Below are 15025 nucleotides of genomic sequence, written 5' to 3'. Positions count from 1 at the left end.
TGCGGACGTGGCGCAGCCGGTAGCGCGCGACGTTGCCAACGTCGAGGTCACGGGTTCGAACCCCGTCGTCCGCTCTCACCACCAAGTCGTCTCTCACCACCAACCGTCAAGAAGAAGGGAGGGCCCGGTGAACGCCGTGCTCGTGCTCAACGCCGACCTGGGACCACTGCACCGGGTCCCCGTCCAACACGCGATCCGGATGCTGATGCGCCGGGTCGCCGAGATCCACGAAGCCGAGCCGGACCGGCACCTCGGCGTCTTCCCGATGCCGCGCGTCCTGCGCCTGGTCCGGTACGTCGTCACCAGGTGGCGGTACCGCAGCGGTCCCGGCTGGTCCAAGTCCGGCGTGCTGCGCCGCGACGGCTACCGGTGCGCGTACTGCCCGTCGACGGCCACCACCGTCGACCACATCCTGCCCCGCTCGCGGGGCGGCCGGAACAGCTGGAAGAACACGATCGGCGCGTGCTACGCCTGCAACCAGCGCAAGGGTGACCTGACCCCCGCCGAGGCGGGGATGGAACTGCGGTTCCCGCCGTCGGTGCCCACCTGGTCGGGCATGGTGCAGCGCTGATCACCGGCCGGCGGGCCTCTGCCCGCCGGCCGCCGATGCGGGCTGGTGCAACTGGCAGCACGTCCGGCTCTGATCCGGAAGGTTGGAGGTTCGAGTCCTCCGCCCGCAGCGCACGCCCTCGTGGCCCAACTGGGAGAGGCGCCAGGCCGAGATCCTGGTCAACGTGCACGTTCGAGTCGTGCCGAGGGCACCAAGCCGGTGGAGCTCACGATGGTCGAGCACCGCACCTGTAATGCGGCGGACGCAGGTTCGATTCCTGTCATCGGCTCCAACCACGCCGACGTAGCTCAACGGCAGAGCATCCGGCTCATAACCGGAAGGCACCCGGATCGACACCGGGCGTCGGCACCACGGCTTCGGGGCGAAGGGCACACCTTCGCCCCCGGGTCGAGGAAACTTGTCCGGGTAGCCCAAATGGCAGGAGGCAACGCGTTCAGGACGCGTTCAGTGGGGGTTCGAGTCCCTCTCCGGGCACGGCAGGTCGTAGGCGGAACGGGACCGCTGCCCCCGGGCAGCCGGGAGAAGCCGGTTCGATTCCGGCCAACCGAGCCATGGGTCGAGTGCTGGTGCACAGCGTCGCTTTGCAAGCCTCGCGTGCGGGGTTCGACTCCCCGTCGATCCACCATGCCGACGTAGCTCAGTGGTAGAGCATCCGACTGTCGATCGGAGGGCCGCGGGTTCGATTCCCGTCGTTGGCGCGCATGAAGGGTTGGCCGAGTCTGGTCGATGGCACCGCGTTGCTAGCGCGGAGCGGGTCCGCCCGCCGGGGGTTCAAATCCCTCACCCTTCGCCGAGCCGTCGTAGCTCAGCGGTCAGAGCACCGCCCTGATAAGGCGGGAGTCGGAGGTTCGATTCCTCTCGTCGGCACGCAGCAACGCCTTGCCCCTGTAGCTCAGTGGATAGAGCGCCTGGCTACGAACCAGGAGGCCGCAGGTTCGAATCCTGCCAGGGGCACGCATCGGGTAGTGGCGCAGTTTGGTGGCGCGTCCGGTTTGGGACCGGAAGGACGCAGGTTCAAATCCTGTCTACCCGACTCGCGGAAGGTAGTGCGGAACAGGTCCGCAGCCGGTCTCGAAAACCGGTACCGGGTGAGAGCCCGAGGGTTCGACTCCTTTACCTTCCGCCAAGCCTCCGTAGCTCAGAGGAAGAGCAACCGACTCTTAATCGGTGAGACGGGATATCGTAATTCCCCGGGGGCACTTCGCGGTACGTGCGCTGGATGCGCTCTGCGGCCTTCTAAGCCGTGTGCGCCGGGTTCGATTCCCGGGTGCCGCACTTGCGGGGTAGAGGAGTTAGGTCGTCCTCGCCGGCCTCATAAGCCGGAGATCGCGGGTTCAAATCCCGCCCCCGCTACCAGGTCCGGATAGCTCAGTCGGTAGAGCGCTGCCACGACATGGCAGAGGCCAGCGGTTCGACTCCGCTTCCGGGCACCGTGGAGCCGTAGACGAAGTGGCAAAGTCGCCGGACTTTCAATCCGGACATGTGCGGGTTCGAGTCCCGTCGGCTCTACTCATTCCGGTGTCGCCCAACTGGCAGGGCAGCGGATTGTTAATCCGTACATGTGCAGGTTCGAGTCCTGCCGCCGGAGCGTTCCCCCGGGGCATTGCCCCGTTTCCGCCCGTGTAGCTCAGTGGTAGAGCACCGGTCCCACACACCGGGTTGCCCTGGTTCGAATCCAGGTGCGGGCACTGTGGCTGTAGCTCAGCGGTAGAGCGCCCGGTTGTGGCCCGGGAGGTTCGCGGGTTCGAGTCCCGCCAGTCACCCCATGGAAGTGCGCCACCGATGGTGAGGTGGGCCCGGCTGTAAACCGGGTGCGTCAGCGCTCTGGGAGTTCGAATCTCTCCACTTCCACCAAGCCCCCGTAGCGCAGTGGATAGCGCGTCGGATTCCGGATCCGAAGGTCGCAGGTTCGAACCCTGCCGGGGGCACGTGTCGCCTTGGTCGTGTGCCCGAGTGGTCAGGGAGCGGTCTGCAAAACCGCGCACCGGGGTTCGATTCCCCGCACGGCCTCGATGCCATCCACTGTGGGGTTGAGGCGCAGGCGTACGTGCGGTGGATCAGCCTCGACAGCGCACTAGACAAAACGCCCATCAGCGGCATGCCGGTCGATGCTCAATCTTCTGACAAAGTTCGCGCCAAGCGCCGTCCACATCGGTCGCAATGGCTGCGGACATCAGCCAAAAAACCGGGGGTACGGCCAGCCAGGGACAGTTACGATCATAAAAATCCCACCCTCACCTCGGAGGATCCCATCTTGCTGCGTTCACACGGGGGCACCACCGGCGCAATGATCGGCACAAGTCGATCAATATTGCGGCGTTTCCTGGGTGGCGGACTGGCCGCCCTCCTCGCCGCTGGCGGCGCACTGCTCGCCACTGGGCAGCCAGCCTCGGCGGCCCTGACCCGCTATGTCACGCCGACCAGCGCCACCTTCACCGACTCGGCCCGGCCGACCACCGCGTTCCCGGTCACCGACGGCAACGTGCCGGTCGGCACCTGGGAGGACGCCGACGGGAGGCACACCTCGCGGGCGTACTTCACCTTCGACCTGACCCCGTACCGAAACAAGCAGATCATCCGGGCGATGGGAATGAGTGGTGAGACGGCCGCCAACGACTGCGACAGGCCCCGCGTCCTCGAACTCTGGCGGACCGACACCCCCGCCGCCGCCCCGACCTGGCAGAACGCGCCGACGGTACGGGAGAAGATCGGCGACGTCGCGCCGAACGCCCCCTGCCGTGGCCACCTGGAGATCCTGCTCACCGAGGCGGTGCAGCAGGCCGTCGACGCCGAGCTGGACACGGTCACCTACCTGGCCCGGATCGGCGGCGAGGACCTGGAGGAGAACAAGCACTACGGGCGGCGGATCAAGACCCTCGGCATCTCGATCGAGGCGAACGGCGCTCCCGACGTGCCGACCAACCTGCGGGTGGACGGCCGGGCCTGCGCGGACGGCCTGCTGGTCCCCACCACCGCGCCGGTGCTGGCGGCCAGCGTCACCGATCCGGACCGGATGGAGTCGTACGCCGGAGACCCGGTGTCGGCGACGTTCGCCTGGTGGCCGGTGGACCGGCCAACCGAACGCACCGAGTGGACGGTCTCCCCGATGTCGGCACCCGCCACCCAGGTGTACCGGATGCCCGACGGCCACCTGGCCCACGGTGGCACGTACGCCTTCCAGGTGCGGGCCAGCGACCAGCACGCCAACTCGGGCTGGTCGGCGGAGTGCCGGTTCACCGTCGACACGGTCCGGCCACCGACCCCCACCGTCTCCTCAACCGACTACCCGTCCGGTGGGGATTACCCCGGGCACGGCGGTGCCGGCCTGCCCGGCACGTTCACCTTCGGCCCGAACGGGGCGGACGACGTGGCCGGCTACCAGTGGGGCACCGCGGGTCCGAGCAACCACGTCACCGCCGACGCGACCGGCGCGGCGACGATCAGCCACGCCCCGCAGCGGCACGGCCCGAACCGGATCTACGTGCGCAGCGTTGACCGGGCCGGTCTTCCGTCGGACCTGGTCGTCTACGAGTTCATCGTCCGGGACACCACGCCCCGGGTCACCGACAACGACCCGAACGCCCGACTGGGCGCGCCGCGCGGCTTCGTCTTCGCTCCCGGCATGGACGACGTGGTGTCGTACACCTACCGGCTGAACGACGAGCCCGAGCAGACCGTCGCGGCCGGTGCCGACGGCTCCGCCACGGTGACCGTGGTGCCCACCCGGACGGAGAACACGCTGTACGTGACCAGCCGGACCCGGGACAGCCTGGTCTCCGGCCGGGCTGCCTACCCCTTCCGGGTCCGGACCGAGCCGGTGGTCTCGTCCGCGCAGTGGCCGGAGTGGGAGGACGGAGCACCGGTCGGCACGGCCGGCAGCTTCCGCTTCCAGCCGGCGATGGACGACGTCACCGAGTACGTCTACTCGTTCAACTACGGGGAGCAGCGGACGGTGGCGGCCGGGCCGGACGGCACCACCACCATCGACTACACCCCAGCCGCCGCCCACGGTCACACCCTGGAGGTGTTCAGCCGGACCAGCACGGGCGTCGTGTCCGAGACCGTCACCTACCAGTTCTACGTGACGTCGGTCGCCCCCACGGTGGCCTCCGAGGTCTATCGGCGGAACCTCACCGGGGGCGGGCCGGGGGTGACCGGGTCGTTCACGTTCCGGCCGCACGCCCAGGTCACCGGGGTCACCTCGTATGTCTACACGTTCCGGGGTGAGGCGGAGAAGACGGTGACCGCAAACGCCGACGGCAGCGCCACCGTCGAGTGGACGCCCCAGGCGTACGACGAACAGAACTACGGCTGGGTGGAGCTGCGGGTCCGGGCCCGCACGGCGAGCGGCACGACCACCGACGCGGCGTTCTACTCGTTCCGGGTGGAGCCGTACACCCCGACGATCATCTCGGAGGTCTTCGGCTGGCAGGGCGGCCCCGTGGGCACCACCGGCGACTTCGTGTTCACCACCGGCCTGCCCGGTGCAACGGAGTTCGTCTACGTCTTCGACGGCGGGAGCGAGCAGACCGTGCCGGTCGGTCCGGACGGCACGGCGACGCTGACGTGGACCGCCGAGTCGGCGTACGTCCACGAGCTGACCGTACGCGCCCGGACGGCCACGGGCGTGCTCTCCGGTTCCAACTACTACAGCTTCTGGATCGACGGGTAACGACGACGGGGCGTTCGGCTGCGGCCGGGCGCCCCGTCGGCGTGCTGGTCAGCGGGAGCTGGCGGTTCAGTCCCGGCCCCGCAGAACACTGGCGACAGGGAGTCGCTGGATAGTTACGATCATCGAATTGATCGCCCCACCTCGGAGGTTTTCCATCTTGTCGTATCCACACGGGGGTCTGACCGGTCCCGCCGTCGGCCTACGCCGATCGTCTCGCCGGGTCGTCGTCACGGGCCTCGCCGCCCTCCTCGCCGTCCCGGCCGTTCTGGTCGGTGGTGGCGAGCCCGCCAGCGCGGGCTTCTACACCTACGTCGACGCGACCAGCGCCACCGTCGTCAACGCCGGCCAACCCACCACCGCCCTCCCGCTCACCGGCAGCGCACCGGTCGGCAGTGGGGAGGACGGGAACGGTGGCGAACCGTCCCGGGTCTACTTCACCTTTGACCTGACGCCGTACCACGGCAAGCAGGTCATCTCGGCGGGGGCCATCACCGGGGAGACGTCCGTCAACGACTGCGACAAGCCCCGCGCGCTGGAACTCTGGCGCACCGACACCCCGGTCACCCCGCCGACCTGGCGAGACGCCCCCACCGTACGGGAGAAGGTCGCGGACCTCGCACCGGACGTTCCCTGCGGCGCGACCTCCTTCCAGACGGTGATCACCCCGGCGCTTCAGCAGGCGGTCACGGCCGGCTGGGACTCGGTCACCTACCTGGTCCGGGTCGCCGGCGATCTGGAGGACGACGCGCAGTACGGCCGCCACATCAAGCCGCTCGGTCTCTCGTTGCACGTCAACGGCGCACCGAACGCGCCTGGCGCGTTGAGCGTCCTCGGCAAGCCCTGCACGACGGACATGTTCGTCCCGGAGGCGACCCCGTATCTCACCACCGTGCTGACCGACCCGGACCACGCCTCGGCCCACGCCGAGCAACTGACCGCGACGTTCGCCTGGTGGCCAGCCGACCGGCCGGCGGAGCGGACCGAGCGGACGACCGGATGGATGTCGTCGGGCTTGCCCTTCCGCTACGACGTGCCGGCCGGGCTCCTGGCCGACGGGGAAACCTACGTCTTCGTGGTCCGGGCGACCGACCCGAACGGTGCCGTCTCGGCCTGGTCGTCGGAGTGCCGGTTCACGGTCGACACCACCTCTCCGGCCCCGCCGACGGTCAGCTCGACCGACTACCCGGACGACGACGCCTCGTACGGCGGTCCGGGTATCCCGGGCGAGTTCACCTTCGGCGCGAACGGCAGCACCGACACGGTGCGCTATCGCTATTCGTTGCCAGGCGGGTCGCCCGTCGAGGTGGCGGCCGACGCACCGGGTGGTTCGGTCACCGTGCCCATCGCGCCGCAATCTGAGGGGCCGGCGTCCCTCTCCGTCCACGCCGTGGATCGGGCCGGCAGGATGTCGACGGTCACGACCTACCGCTTCCGGGTACGGACCACCAGCCCGACGATCGTCGACGGCAACCCGACCGCCGGCTTCGGCGAGGCTCGTACGTTGACCTTCCAGCCTGGGATGGAGAACGTCGTCGAGTACACCTACCGCCTGAACGACGGGCCGGAGCAGACGGTGGCCGCCGGGGCCGACGGCACCGCCACGGTCACGGTCGTCCCGGCGAAGCCGGGCGGGAACAACGTCTACGTGCGGAGCCGTACCGTCGACGACCTGCCGTCCGGGGAGGGTAGGTACTACATCTACCTGGCGACCAAGCCGACCGTCAGCTCCGTCGAGTACCCGATCAACAAGATGACGGGGGCACCCGCCGGGACACCGGGCACGTTCGTCTTCCAGCCGGGCATGCCCGGGGTGACGGAGTACGTCTACTCGATCGCCTTCGGCCCTGCGCAGACGGTCGCGGCCGGACCCGACGGCTCGGCGTCGATGAGCTACACGCCGGCGACTTCCAAGATCTACCGGATCACCGTCTACGGTCGCACCGCCGACGGGGTCGTCTCGGAGACCTTCACCGGAACGTTCTACGCCAGCAAGGCGAGCTGACGCGCGACATCCACCAGGGGCGTCCGGCTGCGGCCGGGCGCCCCGTCGGCGTAACGGTCGGCGGAAGCCGGGGGTCAGCGGCGGCCGACGGTGAGGACGGGCTTGGTGACCTCGGCGAAGAAGTCGTTGCCCTTGTCGTCGACCACGATGAAGGCCGGGAAGTCCTCCACCTCGATCTTCCAGACCGCCTCCATGCCCAGCTCCTGGTACTCCAGGACCTCGACGTGCTTGATGCAGTCCTGGGCGAGCCGGGCGGCCGGGCCGCCGATCGAGCCGAGGTAGAAGCCGCCGTGCTGGTCGCAGGAGCGGGTGACCTGGGCGGAGCGGTTGCCCTTGGCCAGCATCACCAGCGATCCGCCGGCCGCCTGGAACTTCTCCACGTAGGCGTCCATCCGGCCGGCGGTGGTGGGGCCGAACGAGCCGGAGGCGTACCCCTCGGGGGTCTTGGCCGGGCCGGCGTAGTAGACGGCGTGGTCGCGCAGGTACTGCGGCATCGGCTCGCCCGCGTCCAGCCGCTCGGCGATCTTGGCGTGGGCGATGTCCCGGGCAACCACCAGGGGGCCGGTCAGCGAGAGCCGGGTCTTCACCGGGTACTTCGACAGCTCGGCGCGGATCTCGTCCATCGGCCGGTTCAGGTCGACCCGGACGACCTCCTCGGTCTCCAGGGTCTCGTCGGTGACGTCGGGCAGGAAGCGGGCCGGGTCGGTTTCGAGGCGCTCCAGCCACACGCCCGACGGGGTGATCTTGGCGACCGCCTGCCGGTCGGCCGAGCAGGAGACCGCGATGGCGACCGGGCAGGACGCCCCGTGCCGGGGCAGCCGGACCACCCGTACGTCGTGGCAGAAGTACCGCCCGCCGAACTGTGCGCCGATGCCGAAGTTGCGGGTCAGCTCCAGCACCTGCGCCTCCAGCTCCAGGTCCCGGAAGCCGTGCGCGGTCATCGAGCCCTCGGTGGGCAGCGCGTCGAGGTACTTGGCGGAGGCGTACTTGGCGGTCTTCAGCGCGTACTCGGCGGAGGTGCCGCCGATGACGATGGCCAGGTGGTACGGCGGGCAGGCCGAGGTGCCGATGAGCCGCAGCTTCTCCTCCAGGAACTGCATCATCCGCGTCGGGTTCAGCAGCGCCTTGGTTTCCTGGTAGAGGTACGACTTGTTGGCCGAGCCGCCGCCCTTGGCCATGAAGAGGAACTTGTACGCGTCCGGGTGGCCGTCCGGGTCCTCGGCGTAGATCTCCACCTGTGCCGGGAGGTTGCTGCCGGTGTTCCGCTCATCCCACATGGTCAGCGGGGCGAGCTGGGAGTAGCGCAGGTTGAGCTTCGTGTACGCCTGGTAGACGCCCCGGGAGATCGCCTCCGCGTCGGTGCCGTCGGTGAGCACGTGCCGGCCGCGCTTGCCCATCACGATGGCGGTGCCGGTGTCCTGGCACATCGGCAGCACGCCGCCGGCCGCGATGTTCGCGTTGCGCAGCAGGTCCAGCGCGACGAAGCGGTCGTTCGGCGACGCCGCCGGATCGTCGATGATCGACTGGAGCTGGGCCAGGTGGGCCGGGCGCAGGAAGTGCGCGATGTCGTGCATCGCCTCGGCGGTCAGCGCGGTGAGCGCGGCCGGGTCCACGGTGAGGAACCGGCGGCCACCCGGACCGTTGACGACGTCGACGCCCTCGTCGGTGATCAGGCGGTACTCGGTCTGGTCGGGGCCGGTCGGCAGCAAGGGGGCGTAGGTGAACGCGGCGGCACTGCTCATGAGCGGAAAGCCTAGGGCAGTCGGGCCGGGTCGTCGTACCCGCCGGGTGAGTCGTGCGACACCGCTCTCATCCGTCCCGGTCGTCGCCGCCCGTCCGGGCGGTCATCCCCCTTCACCCGTCCTTACCCCCGTCGGATTCCGGGCAGCTCTCACCCTTCGGACCGCAGCTCGCGTTCGGGTCCGGGCCGCGTTCCGGGGCGTCTCCGGGGTTCCCGCCGGCCCCCTCGTCGCCGGCCGGTGGCGCACCGCCGGTGGCACCGGCGAACCGGACGTATCCGATCTCCCGTCCCTCGCCGATCACCATGCCGGCGGGTCCGACCGCCAGCACGTTCGCCGAGGTACGCAGGTTCGCCAGTTCCCGCCCGGTGCGGGGGTCGAGGGCGACCACCCGGGAGGGTTTGTCCTCGGTGAGCACCGCCGCGTACGGCGTGAGCGCCCCGGCCGTCTTCTCCGCCGACCGGCGGGTCCAGCGCGGGCGGTCCACGCCGAACTCCCGGCCGGCGATCGAGCGCTTGTCCGCCGAGCGGACCAGCAGGCGGCGGTCGTCCACGGCGACCAGTTTCTCCCCGTCCGCGCCGACCCAGAGCAGCCGCCCGTCGTACGCGTCGACGACCGTCTCCCGGGCGTCCGGGGCCACCCCGACCACCACGTTCCGCGCGCCCTGCGGGTCCTCCCGCTGCACGCACCCGGCGCTGTCGGCGGTCCGCAGGTTGATCCCGGCCCGTCGCCACACCTCCCGCCCGGTGGTCGCGTCCCGGCCGGAGAGGGTGAAGTAGCAGCCGCCGTCCTCCGATTTCGCCTCGATCCGCAGCAGCCGCCCGCCCACGGTGACCAGCCGTTCCTCCCGGCCGGGCTCGACGTCGCGCACCACCCGGCCGGTCGCCGTGTCCAGCACGTGCACCCGGCCGTCGATCGGGAAGCCGAGCAGCGCGGGCATCGCCTCCGGGCCGGCCACGTCGGGGTCGATCCGGAGGCCGGTCAGCCGCCGGGTGCCCAGCAGTTCCGGGTTGTCGGCGAAGAAGCCGCTCTCCACACCGGGCAGGAAGGCCGTCCAGAGCGGACGGCTGCCGCGCACGTCCCAGGCGCTGACCGTGCAGTCGGTGGCCTGCGCGCAGCGGGCGTCCAGCACCATGTTCCGGTACGTCCACACGGCCACCGCCTCGTTGTCCCGGCGACGGACCGCACCGGTCGCCGGGTCGAGCAGTTCGTACCCCTTGACCAGCAGCTTGCCGACCGCGACGACCGCGTCGCGGCCGTCCCCGGCGACCGCGGCCCAGTCCGCCTTGCGCTCCCACAGCGGCGCGCCGGTGGCGAGGCTGAGCCCCTCCACCCGGGTCCGCTGCTCCACCACCACGGCGTCCCCGGCGACGGTGACGCTCTGCGGGGTGCCGCCGATACGACGCTGCCAGGTCACGTCGGGCTCGGAGATGGGTTGGCTACGGTTGACCGCGTCCCACACCCCCGGCCACGGGTTCCACACGCCGGTCACGGTCAGCACCAGGACCGCGATCAACGCGAGGATCACGTAGCAAATGACGCACCGGCCGCCCTGCTGAGCCACAACGGACACCGTAGCCAGGTCGGCAAGGCCCTGGTGCCCTCCGGGGGGCCGTGTCGGTGGACTAATCCGGCCGATCGTCGTCCCCGACGAGGTCAGGCGGGTTCGGTCGGGCCGGTCGATCGGTCCCGGGTTCCGGGGTGAGGACCCGCCACAGGGCCCCGGTGGCGACGAGCGAGGCGAGCCCGGCGAGGGTCATCGCCGCCGCCGGACCGGTCACCTCGCTCAGTGCCCCGGCCGCCGCCGCGGCGAGCCCCTGGGCGGTCATCATCCCCGTGCCGGTCAGCCCGAACGCCTGGCCGCGCCGGGCCGCCGGCAGCGCGTCGAGGAACCGCCGCGCCAGCCCGAGCTGGTAGGCGAAGCCGGCGGCGGACACCGCGAAGAGCAGCGCGGCGACCACCAGGCCGGGTCGGAGCGGAAAGACCAGCATCGGTACGCCGAGCAGCAGCGCGAACCACCGGCTGAGCCGTTCCCGGGCGGCGGGTGCCACGAACCGCCCCACCACCAGGTCCCCGAGGAGCATCCCGAACGCGCCGGCCATCAGCAGTACGCCGGCGCTCGCCCCGGGGCCGAGTTCGGCCGCGTACGGCACCGCGACCGCCTCGGCCCCGACCAGCATCGACCCGGGCAGCCACTGGGCCAGCAGCAGGCCCCGGATCCGCCGGTCGGCGAGGAGTTCCCGGTTGCCGCGCCAGGTCTCCCGCACCGCCCCGGTCCGTCTCGGGCTGGTCGGACTGCTCCCGTCGGTCCCGGTCGGGCCGGTTCCGTCGGTCCCGGTCGGGCCGGTTCCGTGGTTCCCGGTGGGGCCGGTCTCGTGGGTCCGGGTCGGACCGCTCCCGTGGGTTTCGGCCGGGCCGGTCGGGTCGTTCCGGTGCCGGCCGGGGCGGGCCCGCAGGCCGGTCCGGACCAGCAGTGCGGCGAGCGCGCAGGTGGCGGCGGTCAGCCAGAGCGCCCCGTACGGCCCGACCACGCCGAGCAGAAGGCCACCGACGGCGAACCCGACGACCTGGGTGCCGCCGGACGCCACGGTGAGCAGGGACCGGCCCAGCACGTACGCGTCGCCGTGCAGGATCTCCGGCAGCAGCGCGGTCCGGGCGGCGCTGCTGACCGGGCCGAACAGGCCGACGACGAAGACCAGCCCGAGCATGCCGGCCGGGGAGAGCACCCCGACGGCGAGCACCGCCACCAGGGCCAGCCGGACCAGTTCGTAGCCGACGATCACGGCGCGGGGCGGCCACCGGTCGGCGAGGGCGAGCAGGAACACCCCGCCGAACGCGTGCGGCAGGAATCCGGTGACGTACGCCAGGGCGGCGATCAGGCCGGAGCCGGTGCGTTCGTAGACGAGCACGGAGAGGGCGAGCATCTTGACCGTCTCGCCGATCAGGAAGACGCCGTAGCTGGCGAAGAGGACCCGGAACTCGGCGACGGCGAAGACGTCCCGGAAGGTGGCCGGGCGGTCCGGCGCGACAGGCGGCGCGGTGGTGCGGGTGACGTTCACGGCGGCATCCTGTCCGGGCTCCGCCGGCCGCTCTATCCTTTCGCTCTGAAGCGAAAGGTAGGCCGGTACGTGCGGATCCAGGTGACCCCGGCCGACATCGCGGCGAGCCGGTACGCCATCTCGCCACTGGGCGAGGCGGTGTCGGCGCTGCGGCTCTGCGCCGGCCAGCACAGCGCGCCCGGCCTCGCCCCGTGGGTGGCCCGGGTACGGCCGGTGTACGAACGACTGCGCCGCGAGCTGCCGGAGGTGGGGGCGCTGCTGGCCCTGCTGCGTCGGGGCGGCTACAACGCGGACTTCATCCAGCCGCCGCCGAACGGCACCGGCCGCAGCTTCGCCGACGAACTGGCGGTGGTCCGGGCGACCCCGTTGGCGCAGGCCCGCGAGGAGTTGGCCCGTAACCTCGCCGGGCTCCGCACCCCGCCGGCGTACGCGATGCGGATCTACCGCTCGCCGGGCGTGGTGGACCGGCTGGCGGACGCGGTCGAGGCGGTCTGGACGGCCCTGGTCGAGCCGGACTGGCCCCGGCTGCGGACCATCCTGGAACGGGACGTGGTCCAGCGGGCCGGGCGGCTGGTCACCTACGGCTGGGGGGCCGCCGTGGCCGGTCTCGACCCCCGGCTGAGCTGGGAGCCCGGTGGTGCCATCGTGGTGGCCGACCGGCAGCCGGACGTCTACTCGCTGGGTGGTAAGGGGCTGCTCTTCGTACCGACCGTCTTCGGGATGATGATCAACTACGTCGAGCCGCCGTGGCCGTTCGCGCTGGTCTACCGGGCCTCCGGCGTGGTCGACCTGCTCGGCCCGCCCGACCCGGACCGACCGCCGGACGCCCTGGACCGGCTGCTCGGGCGCACCCGGGCGGCGGTGCTGCGGGCGCTGGCCGTACCCGCCACCACCAGCCAACTCGTCCAGCAGCTCGAGCTGACCCTGGGCGGGGCCGGCGGGCACCTGGCGGTACTGCGGGACGCCGGACTGGTCACCCGGACCCGCACCGGGCGGGCGGTCCGGTACGCGCGCACCCCGCTCGGCGACGCCCTGGCCCGGGACACGCCCGCCGGTCCGACGGGGTAGCGGAACGGGTCAGGGGCGGCTGGTGACGGCGGAGCGGACCAGGGGCAGCACGCGGTACGGGATCTGCTCGGCCAGCGCGATGATCGTCGAGGCGCGGCGGATGCCCTCGTACGACACGATCTGGTCGATGACCCGCTGGAGGTCGGTGTTCGAGCGGGCGACGATCCGGCAGAGCAGGTCACTGGAGCCGGTGATGGTGTGCGCCTCCAGCACCTCCGGGATCTCGGCGAGGTGCGCGGTGACCGGATCGTGCCCCTGCCGCTGGCTGATCTCCAGGGTGACGAAGGAGGTCACCCCGAACCCGATGGCCGCCGGGGAGACGTCCGGCCCGAAGCCGGTCACCACGCCCCGGTCGACCAGCTTGTCGAGACGGGCCTGGACGGTCCCCCGGGCCACGCCCAGCCGGCGGGAGCACTCCAGCACCCCGATCCGCGGCTCGGCGGCGAGCAACTCGACGAGTCTCGCGTCGAGTTCGTCGAGCTGGACAAACTGACTAGTGGTCACGGGTGAGGACCCTACCGAATGCGCAACCTGACCAGCGGATGTGCTGACTGTTGCCCACCGGAGGTACGGCCGCGATCCTCACCTCAGGGGCAGGTCGCGGTGTGACGTCACACCGCGACCGAGAACGCCCGACCCGAGCGGCACCGTACGGAGGGAGTCCCGATGACCCAGGCGATCGATCGACCCACGTCGACCGAAGAGGTCGACGTCGACGCGCTCGTCGGCGCCGTCGACCACGACATCAGCCACGACCCGTTCCCGGTGCGCGGGCTCGACCACCTCACCTTCCTGGTCGGCAACGCCAAGCAGGCTGCCCACTACTACTCCACCGCGTTCGGCATGACCTGCGTGGCGTACCGGGGGCCGGAGCAGGGCTATCGGGACTACGCCGAGTACGTGCTGACCAGTGGTTCGGCGCGGTTCGTCCTGCGCGGCGCGGTCCGCCCGGACGCCCCGGACGCCGCTCTGGTCGCCAAGCACAGCGACGGCGTCACCGACATCGCCCTCGAGGTCCCGGACGTCGACGCGGGGTACGCGTACGCCACCGGCCAGGGCGCGACCGGCCTGCTGGAACCGCACGACGTCACCGACGAGCACGGCACCGTCCGGATCGCTGCGATCGCCACCTACGGCGACACCCGGCACACCCTGGTCGACCGGTCCCGCTACTCCGGCCCGTTCCTGCCCGGCTTCGTCGCCCGGCGGCCGATCGTCGACCGGCAGCCCATGATCGACGCCGGGGTCCAGCCGAAGCGGTTCTTCCAGGCGGTCGACCACGTGGTCGGCAACGTCGAGCTGGGCCGGATGGACGAGTGGGTCGAGTTCTACCGGCGGGTGATGGGCTTCACCAACATGGCGGAGTTCGTCGGCGACGACATCGCCACCGACTACTCGGCGCTGATGAGCAAGGTGGTCGCCAACGGCACCCGGAAGGTCAAGTTCCCGCTCAACGAGCCGGCCGTCGCCCGGAAGAAGTCGCAGATCGACGAGTACCTGGAGTTCTACCAGGGGGCGGGCGCCCAGCACATCGCGGTGGCCACCAACGACATCCTGGCCAGCGTCGACGCGATGCGGGCCGCGGGCGTCGAGTTCCTGGACACCCCGGACTCGTACTACGACGACCCGGAGCTGCGCGCCCGGATCGGCCAGGTGCGGGTGCCGATCGAGGAGCTGAAGGCCCGCAAGATCCTCGTCGACCGGGACGAGGACGGTTACCTGCTCCAGATCTTCACCAAGCCGGTGCAGGACCGGCCGACGGTCTTCTTCGAGCTGATCGAGCGGCACGGCTCGCTCGGCTTCGGCAAGGGCAACTTCAAGGCGCTGTTCGAGGCGATCGAGCGCGAGCAGGACAAGCGCGGCAACCTCTGAACCGGTGACCGGCACCCGGTCGCCGTCCACCCGCTGGACGGC

At 71.0% G+C, this 15025-nt stretch carries 9 protein-coding genes and 24 tRNA genes; 29 read left to right on the top strand and 4 right to left on the bottom strand.

Annotation, left to right across the window (positions count from 1 at the left end):
- Window position 1: 1 nt before the first annotated feature.
- The 27 genes from GA0074692_RS27665 (at window position 2) to GA0074692_RS27550 (ending at window position 7245) form a co-directional block, all read left to right on the top strand.
- A tRNA-Gly gene (locus GA0074692_RS27665) sits at window positions 2-74 on the top strand.
- A 53-nt stretch (window positions 75-127) separates the two neighbouring features.
- Window positions 128-571 carry an HNH endonuclease gene (locus tag GA0074692_RS27660; protein ID WP_091649395.1) on the top strand — a complete coding sequence of 148 codons (444 nt, stop codon included), beginning with the start codon at window positions 128-130 and terminating at the stop codon, window positions 569-571.
- A 36-nt stretch (window positions 572-607) separates the two neighbouring features.
- Window positions 608-680 (top strand) — tRNA-Gln (locus GA0074692_RS27655).
- A 5-nt stretch (window positions 681-685) separates the two neighbouring features.
- Window positions 686-764, top strand: a tRNA-Leu gene (locus GA0074692_RS27650).
- A gap of 1 nt (window position 765) precedes the next feature.
- Window positions 766-842, top strand: a tRNA-Thr gene (locus GA0074692_RS27645).
- 5 nt (window positions 843-847) lie between these two features.
- Window positions 848-922, top strand: a tRNA-Met gene (locus GA0074692_RS27640).
- A 48-nt stretch (window positions 923-970) separates the two neighbouring features.
- A tRNA-Leu gene (locus tag GA0074692_RS27635) sits at window positions 971-1045 on the top strand.
- A 79-nt stretch (window positions 1046-1124) separates the two neighbouring features.
- A tRNA-Ala gene (locus tag GA0074692_RS35045) sits at window positions 1125-1196 on the top strand.
- Between the two features lies 1 nt (window position 1197).
- Window positions 1198-1269 (top strand) — tRNA-Asp (locus GA0074692_RS27630).
- 5 nt (window positions 1270-1274) lie between these two features.
- Window positions 1275-1361 (top strand) — tRNA-Ser (locus GA0074692_RS27625).
- Window positions 1362-1365: 4 nt separating this feature from the next.
- Window positions 1366-1438, top strand: a tRNA-Ile gene (locus GA0074692_RS27620).
- Between the two features lie 14 nt (window positions 1439-1452).
- Window positions 1453-1525, top strand: a tRNA-Arg gene (locus GA0074692_RS27615).
- 5 nt (window positions 1526-1530) lie between these two features.
- Window positions 1531-1604 (top strand) — tRNA-Pro (locus GA0074692_RS27610).
- A 5-nt stretch (window positions 1605-1609) separates the two neighbouring features.
- Window positions 1610-1697 (top strand) — tRNA-OTHER (locus GA0074692_RS35040).
- 1 nt (window position 1698) lies between these two features.
- Window positions 1699-1770, top strand: a tRNA-Lys gene (locus GA0074692_RS27605).
- A gap of 4 nt (window positions 1771-1774) precedes the next feature.
- Window positions 1775-1846, top strand: a tRNA-Arg gene (locus GA0074692_RS35035).
- A 2-nt stretch (window positions 1847-1848) separates the two neighbouring features.
- Window positions 1849-1927 (top strand) — tRNA-Met (locus GA0074692_RS27600).
- A 1-nt stretch (window position 1928) separates the two neighbouring features.
- Window positions 1929-2001, top strand: a tRNA-Val gene (locus GA0074692_RS27595).
- Between the two features lie 4 nt (window positions 2002-2005).
- A tRNA-Glu gene (locus GA0074692_RS27590) sits at window positions 2006-2080 on the top strand.
- A 5-nt stretch (window positions 2081-2085) separates the two neighbouring features.
- A tRNA-Asn gene (locus GA0074692_RS27585) sits at window positions 2086-2159 on the top strand.
- Between the two features lie 28 nt (window positions 2160-2187).
- Window positions 2188-2259: transfer RNA gene (locus GA0074692_RS27580), tRNA-Val, on the top strand.
- 2 nt (window positions 2260-2261) lie between these two features.
- Window positions 2262-2337: transfer RNA gene (locus GA0074692_RS27575), tRNA-His, on the top strand.
- Window position 2338: 1 nt separating this feature from the next.
- Window positions 2339-2425: transfer RNA gene (locus tag GA0074692_RS27570), tRNA-Tyr, on the top strand.
- Window position 2426: 1 nt separating this feature from the next.
- Window positions 2427-2499: transfer RNA gene (locus GA0074692_RS27565), tRNA-Arg, on the top strand.
- A gap of 11 nt (window positions 2500-2510) precedes the next feature.
- Window positions 2511-2581 (top strand) — tRNA-Cys (locus GA0074692_RS27560).
- 301 nt (window positions 2582-2882) lie between these two features.
- Window positions 2883-5243, top strand: coding sequence for a hypothetical protein (locus tag GA0074692_RS27555; protein WP_091649392.1), 2361 nt, complete (start codon window positions 2883-2885; stop codon window positions 5241-5243).
- A 157-nt stretch (window positions 5244-5400) separates the two neighbouring features.
- Window positions 5401-7245 carry a hypothetical protein gene (locus GA0074692_RS27550; RefSeq protein ID WP_091649390.1) on the top strand — a complete coding sequence of 615 codons (1845 nt, stop codon included), beginning with the start codon at window positions 5401-5403 and terminating at the stop codon, window positions 7243-7245.
- A 74-nt stretch (window positions 7246-7319) separates the two neighbouring features.
- Here GA0074692_RS27550 and GA0074692_RS27545 read toward each other — a convergent pair whose 3' ends face one another.
- The 3 genes from GA0074692_RS27545 to GA0074692_RS27535 all read right to left on the bottom strand — a co-directional run bounded on the left by GA0074692_RS27545 (window position 7320) and on the right by GA0074692_RS27535 (window position 12043).
- Window positions 7320-8987 carry a fumarate hydratase gene (locus GA0074692_RS27545; protein WP_091649386.1) on the bottom strand — a complete coding sequence of 556 codons (1668 nt, stop codon included), beginning with the start codon at window positions 8985-8987 and terminating at the stop codon, window positions 7320-7322.
- A gap of 112 nt (window positions 8988-9099) precedes the next feature.
- The gene (locus GA0074692_RS27540) at window positions 9100-10497 is read right to left on the bottom strand and encodes an outer membrane protein assembly factor BamB family protein (RefSeq protein WP_091654179.1); all 1398 of its coding nucleotides are present in this window, start codon (window positions 10495-10497) and stop codon (window positions 9100-9102) included.
- 112 nt (window positions 10498-10609) lie between these two features.
- A complete protein-coding gene (locus GA0074692_RS27535) occupies window positions 10610-12043 on the bottom strand; it encodes an MFS transporter (RefSeq protein WP_091649382.1) in 1434 nt (477 codons plus the stop codon).
- 69 nt (window positions 12044-12112) lie between these two features.
- Between GA0074692_RS27535 and GA0074692_RS27530 the strand changes: the two genes are divergently transcribed.
- Complete coding sequence (locus tag GA0074692_RS27530; RefSeq protein ID WP_091649379.1) at window positions 12113-13111, top strand: ArsR/SmtB family transcription factor; 999 nt, start codon at window positions 12113-12115, stop codon at window positions 13109-13111.
- A 9-nt stretch (window positions 13112-13120) separates the two neighbouring features.
- Here the strand turns inward: GA0074692_RS27530 and GA0074692_RS27525 are convergent, their stop codons facing one another.
- A complete protein-coding gene (locus tag GA0074692_RS27525; RefSeq protein WP_091649375.1) occupies window positions 13121-13615 on the bottom strand; it encodes an Lrp/AsnC family transcriptional regulator in 495 nt (164 codons plus the stop codon).
- Window positions 13616-13777: 162 nt separating this feature from the next.
- On the opposite strand from GA0074692_RS27525, the gene hppD reads away from it, so the two are divergent.
- Complete coding sequence (gene hppD, locus GA0074692_RS27520; protein ID WP_091649372.1) at window positions 13778-14983, top strand: 4-hydroxyphenylpyruvate dioxygenase; 1206 nt, start codon at window positions 13778-13780, stop codon at window positions 14981-14983.
- The last annotated feature ends 42 nt before the right edge of the window (window positions 14984-15025 follow it).

The organism is Micromonospora pallida, from assembly GCF_900090325.1.
Classification (GTDB): domain Bacteria; phylum Actinomycetota; class Actinomycetes; order Mycobacteriales; family Micromonosporaceae; genus Micromonospora; species Micromonospora pallida.
The sequence above is the reverse complement of the archived record's forward strand: the minus strand, read 5'-3'. Positions and strand labels throughout refer to the sequence as shown.

Bases quoted from the DNA above. Each gene is read 5' to 3' on its own strand.
- GA0074692_RS27545 (WP_091649386.1), bottom strand. From the start codon at position 8,987: ATGAGCAGTGCCGCCGCGTTCACCTACGCCCCCTTGCTGCCGACCGGC.
- hppD (WP_091649372.1), top strand. From the start codon at position 13,778: ATGACCCAGGCGATCGATCGACCCACGTCGACCGAAGAGGTCGACGTC.